The sequence below is a fragment of the Kribbella voronezhensis genome (assembly GCF_004365175.1).
Taxonomy (GTDB): Bacteria; Actinomycetota; Actinomycetes; order Propionibacteriales; family Kribbellaceae; genus Kribbella; species Kribbella voronezhensis.
This window is the reverse complement of record NZ_SOCE01000001.1, coordinates 5,219,141-5,233,707: the sequence shown is the minus strand read 5'-3', so window position 1 is coordinate 5,233,707 and position 14,567 is coordinate 5,219,141. Positions and strand designations below refer to the sequence as shown.

Sequence of the window (14,567 nt, the reverse complement as noted above, 5' to 3'; positions counted from 1 at the left end):
GGACTCTCCTCCAGCTGGAACTCATCAGGCCGGTGCCCCCACGGGCTCGGCGATCACATCGTCGATCAGTCGTGTGCACCACTGCAGCAGCTCCTGGTCGCGGAGCGGCTGACCGGCGACCGGCCGGGTGGCAGGTCGTGGCACCAGGATCGTACGCAGTTGCGGCTTGACCAGACTCTTCGGGTACAGCCTGTTCAGCCGCAGCACCTTCGAATCGGGCAGGTCGACCGGTCCGAACCGGATCAGATTGCCCTGCAGCGTCACGTCCTGCAGCCCCGCCGTACGGGCGTGGTTGCGGAACTTCGCCACCTCGATCAGGTTCAGCACGGGCTGCGGGATGTCGCCGTACCGGTCGTGCAGTTCCTCGACCAGCTCGGCGATCCCGTCGGCGTCCCGTACTGCGGCCAGCCGCTGGTACATCTCCAGCCGCAGCCGCTGCGACGGCACGTAGTCGTGCGGCAGGTGGGCGTCGATCGGCAGCTCGATCTTGACCTCGGCCGCGGTCTCGTCGTCGGAGCTGTCACCCCGGTACTCCGCGACCGCCTCGCCGACCAGCCGGACGTACAGGTCGAACCCGACGTCGGCGATGTGGCCGGACTGTTCGCCGCCGAGCAGGTTCCCGGCGCCGCGGATCTCCAGGTCCTTCATCGCGACCTGCATGCCGGCGCCGAGGTCGGCGTGCTGGGCGATGGTGGCGAGCCGGTCGTGCGCGGTCTCGGTGAGCGGCTTCTCGGCCGGGAAGAAGAAGTACGCGTACGCCCGCTCGCGCCCGCGGCCGACCCGGCCGCGGAGCTGGTGCAGCTGGGAGAGTCCGAGCAGGTCGGAGCGCTCGACGATCAGCGTGTTCGCGTTCGAGATGTCGATGCCGGACTCGACGATCGTCGTACAGACGATGACGTCGGCCTGCTTCTCCCAGAACCCCTGGATGACCTGCTCCAGTTGGTGCTCGGGCATCTGACCGTGCGCCACCGCGACGCGGGCCTCGGGAACGAGCTGGCGGATCCGGGCGGCCGCCTTCTCGATCGTGTTCACCCGGTTGTGGACGAAGAAGACCTGACCCTCGCGGAGCAGTTCGCGCCGGATCGCTGCGGTCACCTGGCCCTCTTCGTAGGCGCCGACGAAGGTCAGCACCGGGTGCCGCTCTTCCGGCGGCGTCGCGATCGTCGACATCTCCCGGATGCCGGTGATCGACATCTCCAAGGTGCGCGGGATCGGCGTCGCGGACATGGTCAGTACGTCGACCGCGGTCCGCAACTGCTTCAGCTGCTCCTTGTGCTCGACGCCGAACCGCTGCTCCTCGTCGACCACGACCAGCCCGAGATCCTTGAACGCGACCTCGCCGCTGAACAGCCGGTGCGTCCCGATCACCACGTCGACCGAACCATCGGCCAGACCGTCGATGGTGGCCTTGGCCTCCTTGTCGGTCTGGAACCGCGACAGCGGCGCCACATTCACCGGGAACGCGGCGTACCGCTCGGCGAACGTCGCGTAGTGCTGCTGCACGAGCAACGTGGTCGGAACCAGTACGGCGACCTGCTTGCCGTCCTGCACCGCCTTGAAGGCCGCCCGTACGGCGATCTCCGTCTTGCCGTAACCGACGTCGCCGCAGACGATCCGGTCCATCGGCGTGACACGCTCCATGTCGCGCTTCACGTCGTCGATGGTCGCCAACTGGTCCGGCGTCTCCACGAACGGGAAGGCGTCCTCGAGCTCACGCTGCCAGGGAGTGTCCTTGGCGAACGCGTGCCCCTTGGTCGCCTGGCGCGCGGCGTACAGCTTGATCAGCTCGCCGGCGATCTGGCGGACCGCCTTGCGTGCGCGGCCCTTGCGCTTGGCCCAGTCGCCGCCGCCCATCTTGTCGAGCGAGGGCTGCTCGCCGCCGACGTACCGGGTGACCTGGTCGAGCTGGTCGGTCGGCACGTACAGCCGGTCGCCGGGTTGTCCGCGCTTGCTCGGCGCGAACTCGATCACGATGTACTCGCGAGTGGCCTTCTGCGCGCCGGTGCCGACGGTCCGCTGCATCATCTCGACGTACCGGCCGACGCCGTGCTGCTCGTGGACGACGTAGTCGCCAGGAGCCAGCTCGAGCGGGTCGACCGCCTTCTTCCGGCGGCTCGGCATCCGTTGCTGCGAACGCCTTTCGGCCGCCGACCGCTGGCCGGCCAGGTCGTTCTCCGTCAGTACGGCGAACTTGATGCCCTCGGCAATGAATCCCTTGTCCAGGGCACCTTGCGAGATCAGTACGACGCCGGGCTCGGGCATGCCGTCGATCGACTCGACGGTGCGGGCCGGCAGCTCTGCCTCGGAGAACACCTCGGCCAGCCGCTGGGCCGGGCCGTGGCCTTCGGTGACGCAGACGACGCGCCAGCCGTCACGCAACCAGGTGCGCACATCCTCAACAGCAGCAGCGGTTTCACCGCGGTACGGGTCGACCTCGTGCGCCGCGATCTGGCGGCTGCGGACCGCACCGGCGTCCGTGTCGATGTCGATGGAGATCCGCTCCCCCATCGAGTCGCGCAGCTCCGACGACAGCGAGTCGTCCGGCGCCGCCGCGAACGGCGACATGCTCCACCACGCCAGGCCCTTGCTCAGGGCGTGCGAGCGGACATCCGCCAGCGACATGTACGCCGCCGCGCCCAGGTCGATCGGCGCCTCGCCACCGCCGGCAGCGGCCGCCCAGGACGCCTCCAGGAACTCCTGGCTGGTCGCGACCAGGTCGTGCGCCCGGGCCCGGACCCGCTCGGGGTCGCTGACCACGACATGGGTGCCTTCCGGCATCAGGTCGACCAGCAACTCCATCTCGTCGACGAGGACGGGCGCGAGCGACTCCATCCCCTCGACGGCATGCCCTTCGGCGAGCTTCTCGAACAACTCGGACAGCTCAGGGTGTTCTTTGGCCAGTACTGCGGCGCGCGAGCGGACCTCGTCGGTCAGGAGCAGCTCGCGGCACGGCGGCGCCCAGAGACCGTGCTGGGCGATCTCGAGCGACCGCTGGTCGGCGACCGCGAAGTACCGGATCTCTTCCACGTCGTCGCCGAAGAAGTCGACCCGCAGCGGGTGCTCCTCGGTGGGCGGGAAGACGTCGATGATGCCGCCGCGGACGGCGAACTCGCCGCGCCGCTCGACCAGGTCGACCCGGTTGTACGCCGCGGCGGACAGTCGCTCGACGACGTCCTCGAGATCGACCGAGTCACCGACGTGCAGCTGGACCGGGCGAAGATCCGCGAGCCCGGCGACCTGCGGCTGGAGCACGGATCGCACGGGAGCGACCAGGATCTTGATCGGCCCGGTCGTCTCGTCCGAAGGATCCGGGTGCGCGAGCCTGCGCAGTACGGCGAGGCGCCGGCCGACCGTGTCCGATCGGGGCGACAACCGCTCGTGCGGCAAGGTCTCCCAGGCCGGGTAGTACGCGACGGAGCCGGGCTCGACCATGCACTGGAGTGCCTCGGTGAGCTCTTCGGCCTCGCGGAACGTGGCGGTGACCGCCAGCACCGGCCGGTCCGCGCCCTGGTGGGCGGCCAGCGCCGCCATCAGGACAGGGCGGATCGATCCGGGGGCGCTCAGGTCGAGTGTCGTGACGCCTTCGGTCCGGGCGTCGCGAACGGCCTCGGCCACCACCGGATCGGTGATCAGGGTGTCGACCAGACCGGCCAGTTTCACTTGATGTCCACTCTCACGAGTTGTACTTGGCTTGGGTGACTTCTAGTCCGTCGGTGAGGAGGGACTCGACCGCGTCGGCGCTCCGATCCACCGCGAACGGCAGGTCCTTGCGCTCGGCCGAGGAGAACTCGTCGAGCACGAAGTCCGCCGGGCTCTGCCGGCCCGGTGGACGGCCCACACCGAACCGCAACCGATAGTAGTCACCGGTGCCAAGCGATTTCCGCAGCGACTTGAGCCCGTTGTGGCCGTTGTCGCCACCGCCGAACTTGGCCCGCAGCACGCCGAAGTCGATGTCGAGCTCGTCGTGGATCACGACCAGCGTGGCCGGCTCCACCTTGAAGAACTTCAGCAGCCCCGACACCGGACCGCCCGACTCGTTCATGTACGACCGGGGTTTGGCCAGGATCGCGCGGATCCCGCTGATCCTGCCCTCCACCACCTCGGCCTTGGCCTGCTTGTGCTGCTTCCAGCCGCCACCGACCCGGGCGGCCAGCTCGTCGGCGACCAGGTGGCCGACGTTGTGCCGGGTCCGGGCATAGGAAGGGCCGGGATTCCCCAGCCCGACGACCAACCACACGTCGTCCGCCACGGATCCCGGCCTTCCTGGTTGAAACTCTGCGCTTGAGGTGAGTCCTGTACTACTCGGCCGCGGCGGCGACCGGCTCTTCGGCGGCCTCCGGCTCGTCCTTCTCGATGCCGGCCTCGGCCTCGGCCTCGGACAGCTCGGCGTCGAGCTGCTCGGCGGTCTGGGCCGCGGTCACGTTGACGACCAGGGTGTCCGGCTCGACGGCCAGCGTCGTACCGGCCGGCAGCTTCAGGTCGGACGCGTGGATCTGGGCGCCGGCGTCCAGGCCCTCGACGGACACGGTGACGCCGTCGGGGATGTGGGTCGCCTCGGCCTCGACCAGGATGCTCGGGTGCTCGAGCACGACCAGGGTGTCGCTGACCGCCTCGCCCTCGATGTGGACGGCGATCTCGACCTGGACCTTCTCGCCACGCTTCACGATGACCAGGTCGACGTGCTCGATGTGGCCCTTCAGCGGGTCACGCTGGACCTGCTTCGGCAGCGCCAGCAGGGACTCGCTGCCCTCGACCTCGATCAGCAGCAGCGCGTTGGCGGTCTTCAGCGCCAGCATGGTGTCGTGACCGGGCAACGTGATGTGCACCGGGTCCGTGCCGTGGCCGTAGAGAACGGCGGGCACCTTGTTGTCCCGGCGGATTCGGCGGGCAGCACCCTTGCCGAACTCCGTGCGCGACTCGGCTTGGATCTTGACCTCGGCCACGAGATGAACTCCTCAAGTGCGTTGCGGTGATCTGTTGTCAGTGGTGGAACCGGTTGCTGGCCTCAGCGGGCGCGTCTTGACTCCCGAACAGGCGTCAGGCAACGAACCACCGCGTCGATCACGGAGCCGCGCCCGCCAGGTCTTGTGAAGGACTTAGTCCGGGGGGCGTCCCTCGCCGAGGCAACCAAAACAGTCTACCCACCACCAAGCCCAGACGTGAAATCTGTACCCGAAGTACATCTCCTGGCCTGCTGACGGTGACTTTTCTCCGCTCGTACTACGCCCACGCACCTCCTCCGTCGGCGCTCCCACCCACCCCCATCCGCCGCTCCTCCGTCGCGGCTCGTGCCTATCGTGCGGCGGGCTGCCTACCGCACCTCACCGCGATCCGTCGACCAATGGACCGTCGCTCCGGCGGCGTCTCAGTAGGAGTTCGTAAACCGTGCATAAGGGGGCGACCTCTGCGACTATCCCGCGTGGTCCGCTTTGAGCTCGAACCAACAGCAAGTCCGCACCGAACTACGCCGCGACGCCGAACGGCGGAAACCGTGCGGCCAGGCGCACTGACGCAGGAACGCCGGAGCGAGAGGAAACCGGCCGGGTGAAAGCCCAACGGAGGAGGCGCGTGGGAATCGGTAACACCTACCACCCACAACCCGCACCCAGCCACGAGCCGCGACGGAGGAGCGGCGGACCCGGGTGGGCGGGAGCACCGACGCAGGAGGTGCGTGGGGCGTCGTACGAGGGTGGACCGGGGTGTCGGCTAGGTTCCTGGCATGTTCGTCGGGTTCGCGTTCATCGGGGTCATCGCGCTGGCTGGGTTCTCGGCGGTGATCGCGTTGGCGATCTGGCAGTCCAAGCGGCGGCGGGAGTTTCTCAACGCCCGAGGGCAGGCCGCGGCTCAGCTCGGCTGGTATCCGGCGCCGCCGAACCCGTGGCTGAGCGGCGTCGCCGCGGACATCTTCCAGCGCGGCAAGCCCGGAGAGATGTTCGCGGGAGACTTCCGCGGCCGCGGGATGTGCGCGCTGGACTACACCTACACGACGACCTCGACCGATTCCAACGGCTCGACCACGACGACCACGCACCGGGTGTTCGTCGTCGCGCTCAACCTGCCGGTCGCGCTGCCGCCGCTGAAACTGACGATGGACTCGAAGGTCCGCCGGTTCTTCGGCGGCCGTGACATCGAACTGGAGAGCAAGGCGTTCAACGACGCCTTCCGGGTCAGTTGCGCGGACGAGCGCTATGCGTCCGCAGTACTGCATCCTCGGCTGATGGAGTGGATGCTCCACAACCCCGGCCTCGAGTGGCAGGTCGCCGGCAACGCGCTCGTCACCTGGGGCACCGGCTCGTTCACCATTCCGGACACGCTGGCGCGGCTCGAAGTGATGTCGCGCGTGATCGACCTGCTGCCGCCCTTCGTACTACGCGACTACGGCCAGCCGGTCTACTGACTCAGACGAGTCCACACCTGCCGCAGAGCACGAGCCGCGTCGCCTTCGAGCCCAGCCTCATCAAGCGTCTCGGCCAACTCGTCGAACTCCGGCCCCCAGCGCCAGGCAACGCGGGTGAGCGCTTCCGGCAGCCCAGGATCCTTGAGCGACCCCGCATCGGCCCGGATCGCCTGCGCCACCAGGGCTTCCGTCACCCCGTGCTTCGCCGCCAATTCGAACGCCAGCACGGCCAGCGCCGCCTTGCCCTTGTTGTAGAACGCGTAGGCCGACTTGGCCGCGCTCGCCGCGCCTGGTTCATCACCGACGACCATCGGCGTCACCGCGGTACCGGCCCACAACTCGGCGACCCGCGCGGCCGCAGTACCGGACAGCATCAGGTGCGTCGGCAAGGGACCACCCTTCGGCGGCGGTCCGACGACGCCGGCGTCGACGAAGGTCGCGGCCGGCAGCGCTTCCTGAGCAGCCGCGAGTGATTTCGGCGAGAGCGGGTTCGCTTCGACGTACAGGCCGTCGAACCCCGCAGCACCGACCTGGCGTGCAACGTCGACGGCTCCCTGCGGCGCACACGAGCACAGCACGACCTCGGCCGATCCGACTGCCTCGGCGAACGGCGTACCGATCAATCCCGCCGCCTCGGCCCGCTCCACCGACCCCGTACTGCGCCCTTCGGGGACCCAGTGCACCTCGTGCCCCGCCACCACCAGTTGCGCGGCGAGCTGTGACCCCATGGCCCCGGGGTGAAAGACGGCGATCCGCATACAGAGCTCCGATCCGAAGAGGAACTAGCTGCCGACGGGAGTGTTCAGGCGCGGCCCTCGAACAGGCTGGTGACCGAGCCGTCCTCGAAGACCTCGCGGATCGCCCGGCTGATCAGCGGGGCGATCGACAGCTCGGTCAGCTTGTCGAACTTGCGCTCCTCGGCGATCGGCAGCGTGTTGGTGACGATCACCTCGCTGGCCTGGCAGTTCTTCAACCGGTCGACCGCCGGACCGGACAAGATGGCGTGCGTCGCGGCGATCACCACACCCGCGGCGCCGTCGGCCATCAGCGCGTCGGCGGCCTTGGTGATCGTGCCGCCGGTGTCGATCATGTCGTCGACCAGGATGCAGACCCGGCCCTTGACCTCACCGACGACCCGGTTGGCGACGGTCTCGTTCGGCCGGTCGATGTCGCGGGTCTTGTGGATGAAGGCCAGCGGCGCGTTGTTCAGCCGGGCCGACCACTGCTCGGCGACCTTGATCCGGCCGGCGTCCGGCGAGACCACGGCCAGCTGCTGGTCGCCGTACTTCTCCCGCACGTAGTCGGTCAGGATCGGCAGCGCCATCAGGTGGTCCACCGGGCCGTCGAAGAAGCCCTGGATCTGCGAGGTGTGCAGGTCGACGCAGATCAGCCGGTTCGCGCCGGCGGTCTTGAACAGGTCCGCCATCAGCCGGGCCGAGATCGGCTCCCGGCCGCGGTGCTTCTTGTCCTGCCGGGCATACCCGTAGAACGGCAGCACCACGGTGATCCGCTTGGCCGACGCCCGCTTCAGCGCGTCGACCATGATCAGCTGCTCCATGATCCACTCGTTGATCGGCGAGGTGTGGCTCTGGATCACGAACGCGTCGGACCCGCGCACCGACTCCTCGAACCGGACGTAGATCTCGCCGTTGGCGAAGTCGTACGCCGAGGTCGGCACCAGCCCGGCACCGAGCTGTTCGGCCACCTCCTCGGCCAGGCCCGGGTGGGCCCGTCCGGAGAACACCATCAGGTTCTTCTCGGTGGTCCGCTTCATGCCGCTCATGGTCGCGCCTCCCGTTCGGCCTTCTCGCCAGTGTCGCTCAGCTCGCCCTGTTGCGCCGCTTCTTGTGCTTCTTCGGCGGCCTTCGCGGTCTTGGTGCCGGCCCGCTTGCGAGCCACCCAGCCGCGGATGTTGCGCTGCTTGCCCCGGGCCACCGCGATCTCGCCCGGCCCGATCGGCTCGGTCACCGCGGACCCGGCCGCGACGTACGCGCCGTCGGCGATCGACGCGGGTGCGACCAGCACCGAGTTGCTGCCGACGAACGAGTACCGCCCGACGGTGCTGTGGAACTTGTTGATGCCGTCGTAGTTGGCGAAGATCGTGCCGGCGCCGATGTTGGCGCCCTCCCCGATCGTCGCGTCCCCGGCGTAGGTCAGGTGCGGCACCTTGGCGCCGTCGGCGATCGCCGCGTTCTTGGTCTCGACGAAGGTGCCGATCTTGCCCTTGACGCCCAGCGTCGTACCGGGCCGCAGGTAGGCGAACGGCCCGACGGAGGCGCCTTCGCCGATGACCGCGCCGGACCCGTGGGTGCGGATGATCGAGGCGTTCTCGCCGACCTGTACGTCGGTCAGCGTGGTGTCTGGGCCGATCGTGGCGCCGGTGGCGACCGTCGTCGCGCCGTGCAACTGGGTGTTCGGGAGCAGGGTGACGTCCTGGTCGAGCGTGACCGTGCTGTCGACCCAGGTGGTGTTCGGATCGACGATCGTGACGCCGGAACGCATCAGGGTGTCGAGCGTGCGGCGGTTCAGTTCGGCGCGGAGGGTGGCCAGCTGGACCCGGTCGTTCACGCCCTCGGTCTGCATCGCGTCCTCGGTGACGAACGCACCGACCCGCTTGCCGTCGCTCTTCGCGATCGCGAGCACGTCGGTCAGGTACAGCTCGCCCTGCGCGTTGTCCGTGCTGATCCGGCTCAGTCCGTCGCGCAGGGTTGCCGCGTCGAAGACATAGATCCCGGCGTTGATCTCGTCGATCCGGCGCTGCTCGGCGGTGGCGTCCTTGTGCTCGACGATCCCGGCGACGCTGCCGTCCTCGGCCGGGATGATCCGGCCGTAGCCGGTCGGGTCCGGAACCCGGGCAGTCAGCACGGTGATCGCGTTCGCGTTCTTGTCGTGCTCGGCGACCAACTGCTGCAAGGTGTCCGTCTGCAGCAGCGGCACATCGCCGGAGGTGACGATGACCTCGCCCTCGAAGCCCTCCGGTACGACGGTCAGCCCTGCGCGGACGGCGTCGCCGGTGCCGAGCTGTTGCTCCTGAACGGCGGTCCGTACGTCGGGGTCGATCGCGGCCAGGTGGGCCTCGACCTGCTCCCGCCCGGTACCGACCACTACGACGAGATGCTCCGGGGCGAGTGCACGGGCGGTAACCACCGCGTGCCCGACGAGACTGCGCCCGCCGATCTCGTGCAGCACCTTCGGGGTCGCGGATTTCATCCGGGTCCCCTGACCGGCGGCCATCACGATGACCACCGCAGGACGATGGGAAGTCACGCGGTCTTCTCCTCGAGTTCCCTGCGAATTCGCCGCAGAGCTAGATCCGGGCACTCGAAAAGCGTGCCCGCGCAAGCGTACTTGCTCAGCCGGTGAGACTTCGCAGTGACTCCACCAGGGTCGCCTCGGTGAAGCCGGTGTACTCCTTCATCAACCGCTCGCGGGCGAACTGGTTGTAACCGCGGCGGGCCACCTGCGCGTAGTACTCGACGACCGGTCGCAGGCCGATCTGCTTGATCAGGTGCTCGACCGCGATCCAGCTGATGTCGTAACTGTCCGTAGCCGAGAACTGGTCGTCCGCGGGCAGCCGGGTCAGATCGCCGAGCACACGCCGGTCGATCTCGGTCCGCGCCTGGGCGACCTCAGCGCCGCGTCCCGCCGCAACGAGTTGCACGTTCTCGGCGTACTGCGCGATGCCCTCGGCCAGCCAGCGCGGCGTACAGTCCCCGAGCCGTACGGCGAGCAGGTGGATCAGTGCGTGCGTCTCCTTGACCGAGTCGAACGACCGCAGTGCGTTCGGGCGGATCACCACGTAGCCACCGACGGGCTGCGAGTTGGCCGCGGGGCTCGGCATCGGCTGGATGCGGGCCGGCTCGTCGCCGGGGATCATCGGGGGCAGCTCGGTCAGCACGTCCGGTTCGCGCATCGCGATCACGAGCGGGACGACCTGGAGATGGCCCTTCCACAGCTTGCGGACCGCCTTGGCCGTCTGGACCGTCTGGGTGGCCAGATTCTGCGCGAGCACCTGCTCGCCCTGGTTGGCGATCACCAGGATGTTCTTCCGCTTGACCACCGCGATGTGGCCGTAGTCCCAGGGCTGCCGGCCGGAGCCGATCGCGTCGTCCAGGTGGTCGTCCGCGACCAGCCAGAGGCGGTTCTCGCGGACGGTGTAGGTGTACCCGACGTCGGTCGCGGCCTGGGTGAGCCGGGAGCCGAGGATCTGGTACCGCATGCTGACCCGGAAGGTACCGGTGGCGAGGCCGAACCGGTGCAATGCCGGCCGATCGATCCATGGCTCGGCGCGCCGGTACGTGACCGCCATGCCGATCGCGCGCAGATTCTGGAACAACACCCGCTGCTCGTCCCGCAACTCAGGCGCGACGTCGGCGAGGAACATGTTCACATTCCCGGTCTTCACCGCGATCCCACGCCGCGCCAGGATCGCGTCCACCGCCGCCCCGAGCCGGGGATTGACGTCACCGGTCTCACTGGGGCGAACCTGGTCCAGCGTCGTACCGCCCATCGCGGCAGCGGTCAGCTCGACGTTCCGAGTCGAGGGGGTCACGGCAAGCCAGAGCGTGCTGCCCACCACCAGCGCAGCAACCACCGCAGGCCAGGCAGCAACAACCCACCGCCGCCCCACCGCCCACAACCCCGCCATCCGAACCCTCTCGCCCAACCCCCACTCACCCCAGCCGCCCAATAGTCACCCACCCCCCACCCACAAACAAACCCGCCTGGCGGACCGGCACCTTCTATCTTGAGGACATGGATGTGCAGTTCACCGGCGAGGTCTGGTACTGGCGAGGGCCCGCACCCTGGTACTTCGTCACCGTGCCCGACGACGAATCCGGCCAACTGGAAGCAACCTCGACCGCCGTCAGCTACGGCTGGGGAATGATCCCCGTCACCGCCCACATCGGCGACACCACCTGGACCACCTCCCTCTTCCCCAAAGACGGCGCCTACGTGGTCCCCCTCAAATCCTGGGTCCGAAAAGCCGAACTGATCGACGAGGGCGACGAACTGACCATCCGCCTGACCGTCGATGTCTGAACCCACCGCGCTCAACCGCGCTGTGCGCACCAGTCCAGGACGCGCAATGCTCGGAGGGTGATCCACCGGCTGGGTTGCCCAACGGTCTCGCCCAGTTCGACCGGCATCGTGCCGGGGTAGCTGGTCTCCAACGCCCATCGGCCGTCATCGTCCCGCTTGGACGCAACCAGATCGATCGCCTCGGCCACACGCTCGTCTGGCGTGACATCCGCACTCCGCAGGTACTCCAACCCACGCAGTACGTCGTAATGCCACCACGTCGGAAACGCGAACCGAGTCCAGTCCGACCCACCTTTGCGATCGCGCTCGATCACCTCGCCGGTCGACCGCCGGAAAAGCCGCCGAGCGAGCAGATACTCCTGCCCCCGCAGCCGCGCCTCAGTGACCTCCGGAGCAGCACCCCCGTGGTTCTCCCACTCCAACAACGCTTCCAGCACACAGATCGTGGTGTTGAACGACGACCGCGTCGCCCCGATCTCGGCTTCGCAGTTCCACCCACCATCACCCAACTGCTCACCCAGCAACCGGTCTACAAGCCCCCGCACATCCTCACCGAAGTAGGCCCCCACCGCCGCAACCTGCCCGTTGATACACGGCTCAACTTCCCCCTCGAAGAAGCCGTTCGCGTCGCTCTCCTCGGGCCTACTTCCCCGCCACGTCACCTTCTCGCGCACCAGACCAACTGCCGTCCGCGCAGGCTCACCCGCCGGGTCCAACCCCAACTCCCGCAACAACATCAACACATGCATGGTCGAGTCCCACCCCCGATTCCACGCCACCCCACCCCACGCCCCGTCATCCCCTTGCAACGCAAGCAAGCGCGCCCCCACCCCCTCCACTCCCACCCGCGCCCGCTCAGCCGCAACCTCCTCCTCGCCCACCCCACCCAACTCCCGCAACACCTGCCACCGAACCGCAGGATCCCCCTCCAACAACCACCCCACCACCGCGTCCTCGCCCGTCATCGCCCGTCCCCTTCACTCCAACAACCCAGGACCATCACTCCCAGTCTGTGCGCCGCCGCCGACACTCAGGCCGGCTCCTGCGGAAAGAGCAACGGACCAACTTGAGCGAGCATCTCGCGCAGTACGACGGCCCCCTGACGAACCCCTGCGCTGCCATCGAGCGACAAAGCTTCACACGCTTCCATCGCCCGATCCCTCTCCGACGCAAACACCAAGAAGACCGCCGTCACGGCCTGGTCGATATAGGTCCGATGCTGAAAGTCCGCCAAACCCAACACCTCAGCGACAATCGCGAACCCGGCAAGATCCTGCCGCCGAAGCAAAGCCTCCGCCGTCGCAACCGTCACGAACGTGTCGCCGGCATCAAGCACCAGCCCCAGCAGCACCTCCCGCGCTCCGTCCACCATCGCGAAACTCGCCAAGGCCCGCCCCGCATCAGCCCGATCCAGATAGTCGCCACTGGCCGCAAGCTCAATCAACGCCCTGACTGCCGAACTCCTCCGGTCCTCGTCCACCAAGAGATCGTTTCATGCACGAACGCCACACCGCGGCCGAGAAACCGAACCGCCGAGCCCAGCCACAGCCGAGCGGCGACGAAGGAACCGCGACCCAGGCAGGCGGGAGCGGCCAACGATGGAGGCCGCGTCGGAAAACCCAACCGCCAACCTCACCCACAGCGAGCGGCGACAGAGGAGCCGCGGACTATCAGTGGGCGGGAGCGGGCGACGAAGGAGCGCGCGTGGGGGATATAGGAAACCCGGCTCGACATCAGCCGAGCCGGGCTTCGTGTTGCTCCCCCGCCTGGTTTCGATCCAGATCTTCGAGATTCAAAGTCTCGCGGGCTGCCGATTACCCCACGGGGGATCGCGTTGTACGCCGGAACAGTGTGCCATGGGGGTGGGGCGGACACGCGAAGGGGTTCCTTACCTACGGAGGCGTAGGTTACGGTGGCGTAGGTAACCCGTCCAACGTCACGAGGGATACGCCATGACTCCAGCTGCCGCAATCCAGGCGCCTACAGGCGCCACGCAGGCCGACGAGCAGGCCACCGACCAAGCCGTCCAGCACGCCGGCGAGCAGGGCGCCGCGCAGGCGGCCGGGCACGGCACCGTGCAGGGGGACGAGCAGGAGGCCGGGCACGGCACCGTGCGGGCGGCCGGGCAGGTCGCCGGGCAGGTGGGTGGGTTTGATGCTGAGAAGGGGACGCTTGGGGGTGAGCAGAAGGGTGTCTGGGAGCAGGTGGCGCTCGCGTTGTTCATCGGGATCCCCTTCCTCGCGCTCCTGGCGGCCGTGCCGGTTGCGTGGGGTGGGTTCCTCGGCTGGCGCGACGTCGTACTGGCCGTGGTTTTCTACACGCTCTCCGGTCACGGCATCTCGATCGGCTTCCATCGGTATTTCACGCACAAGTCGTTCAAGCCGAACAGGCCGCTGAAGTATGCGCTGGCGATCGCCGGTTCGCTCGCGATCGAGGGGCCGGTGGTTCGGTGGGTGGCCGACCACCGCAAGCATCACAAGTTCTCCGACCGCGACGGCGATCCGCACAGCCCCTGGAAGTACGGCACCAATCTCAAAGCTCTGACCAAAGGCTTCCTGCACGCCCACATCGGCTGGTTGTTCGACAGCGAGCAGACGCCGGCCCGGCAGTACGCGCCGGATCTTCTCAAGGATCGCGACGTCGTTCGCGTCTCGAAGCTGTTCCCCGCGCTGGTGCTGTTCTCTCTCCTCGCCCCCGCGATCATCGGCGGCCTGTGGTCGTGGTCGATCGAGGGCGCGCTGACCGCGTTCTTCTGGGCGAGCCTGGTCCGGATCGCGCTGCTTCACCACGTCACCTGGTCGATCAACTCGATCTGTCACACGATCGGCGCCCGGCCGTTCAAGAGCCGGGACAAGTCGGGCAACGTGTGGTGGCTGGCGATCCTGAGTCAGGGCGAGTCGTGGCACAACCTGCACCATTCCGACCCGACCTGCGCGCGCCACGGCGTACTGCGTGGTCAGCTCGACACGTCGGCGCGGTGCATCTGGTTGTTCGAGCGGTGGGGCTGGGTCTCGGATGTCCGCTGGCCGGTCAAGGAGCGGCTGGAGGCTCGTCGCGTCCGCGCGGCCGACGTCTGAAGGGTCCACCGGCTGGTAAATCTCCCACGCGGCAACACCGGCGTACGGCA

The 14,567-nt window shown here is 68.2% G+C and carries 12 protein-coding genes; 3 read left to right on the top strand and 9 right to left on the bottom strand.

Translation table 11 applies throughout. From position 1 onward, the window contains the following. Positions 1-24: 24 nt before the first annotated feature. From mfd to EV138_RS24425, 3 genes are read right to left on the bottom strand one after another with little or no spacing between them, the layout of a single operon-like run. Positions 25-3,660, bottom strand: coding sequence for a transcription-repair coupling factor (gene mfd / locus EV138_RS24435; RefSeq protein ID WP_133981113.1), 3,636 nt, complete (start codon positions 3,658-3,660; stop codon positions 25-27). A gap of 13 nt (positions 3,661-3,673) precedes the next feature. Then, positions 3,674-4,249 carry an aminoacyl-tRNA hydrolase gene (pth, locus tag EV138_RS24430; RefSeq protein ID WP_133981112.1) on the bottom strand — a complete coding sequence of 192 codons (576 nt, stop codon included), beginning with the start codon at positions 4,247-4,249 and terminating at the stop codon, positions 3,674-3,676. A 49-nt stretch (positions 4,250-4,298) separates the two neighbouring features. Further along, complete coding sequence (locus tag EV138_RS24425; RefSeq protein WP_133981111.1) at positions 4,299-4,943, bottom strand: 50S ribosomal protein L25/general stress protein Ctc; 645 nt, start codon at positions 4,941-4,943, stop codon at positions 4,299-4,301. 776 nt (positions 4,944-5,719) lie between these two features. Here EV138_RS24425 and EV138_RS24420 point away from each other — a divergent pair. Continuing rightward, positions 5,720-6,397 carry a hypothetical protein gene (locus tag EV138_RS24420; RefSeq protein WP_133981110.1) on the top strand — a complete coding sequence of 226 codons (678 nt, stop codon included), beginning with the start codon at positions 5,720-5,722 and terminating at the stop codon, positions 6,395-6,397. Here the strand turns inward: EV138_RS24420 and EV138_RS24415 are convergent. The 4 genes from EV138_RS24415 to EV138_RS24400 form a co-directional block, all read right to left on the bottom strand. Continuing rightward, a complete protein-coding gene (locus EV138_RS24415; RefSeq protein WP_133981109.1) occupies positions 6,391-7,155 on the bottom strand; it encodes a DUF1932 domain-containing protein in 765 nt (254 codons plus the stop codon). The genes EV138_RS24420 and EV138_RS24415 overlap by 7 nt on opposite strands. A gap of 44 nt (positions 7,156-7,199) precedes the next feature. Beyond that, positions 7,200-8,180 (bottom strand): ribose-phosphate diphosphokinase, encoded by a 981-nt coding sequence (locus tag EV138_RS24410; protein WP_133981108.1) that lies wholly within the window; start codon positions 8,178-8,180, stop codon positions 7,200-7,202. Then, on the bottom strand, positions 8,177-9,664 hold the full coding sequence (gene glmU, locus EV138_RS24405) for a bifunctional UDP-N-acetylglucosamine diphosphorylase/glucosamine-1-phosphate N-acetyltransferase GlmU (RefSeq protein ID WP_133981107.1): 1,488 nt from the start codon (positions 9,662-9,664) through the stop codon (positions 8,177-8,179). The genes EV138_RS24410 and glmU overlap by 4 nt, the downstream gene beginning before the upstream one ends. 85 nt (positions 9,665-9,749) lie before the next feature. Beyond that, positions 9,750-10,949, bottom strand: a complete 1,200-nt coding sequence (locus tag EV138_RS24400) for a DUF1570 domain-containing protein (protein WP_238158325.1) — start codon at positions 10,947-10,949, stop codon at positions 9,750-9,752. 203 nt (positions 10,950-11,152) lie between these two features. Here EV138_RS24400 and EV138_RS24395 point away from each other — a divergent pair, with 203 nt between their 5' ends. Next, positions 11,153-11,440 carry a DUF1905 domain-containing protein gene (locus EV138_RS24395; RefSeq protein ID WP_133981106.1) on the top strand — a complete coding sequence of 96 codons (288 nt, stop codon included), beginning with the start codon at positions 11,153-11,155 and terminating at the stop codon, positions 11,438-11,440. 11 nt (positions 11,441-11,451) lie between these two features. Here the strand turns inward: EV138_RS24395 and EV138_RS24390 are convergent, their stop codons facing one another. Beyond that, entirely contained in the window at positions 11,452-12,189 is a 738-nt protein-coding gene (locus tag EV138_RS24390) for a prenyltransferase/squalene oxidase repeat-containing protein (RefSeq protein WP_238158324.1), read from the bottom strand. A gap of 281 nt (positions 12,190-12,470) precedes the next feature. Further along, positions 12,471-12,920, bottom strand: a complete 450-nt coding sequence (locus EV138_RS24385; protein ID WP_133981104.1) for a hypothetical protein — start codon at positions 12,918-12,920, stop codon at positions 12,471-12,473. A gap of 472 nt (positions 12,921-13,392) precedes the next feature. On the opposite strand from EV138_RS24385, the gene EV138_RS24380 reads away from it, so the two are divergent. Continuing rightward, positions 13,393-14,517: an acyl-CoA desaturase gene (locus EV138_RS24380; RefSeq protein ID WP_238158323.1), complete on the top strand. Its 1,125-nt coding sequence runs from the start codon at positions 13,393-13,395 to the stop codon at positions 14,515-14,517. The last annotated feature ends 50 nt before the right edge of the window (positions 14,518-14,567 follow it).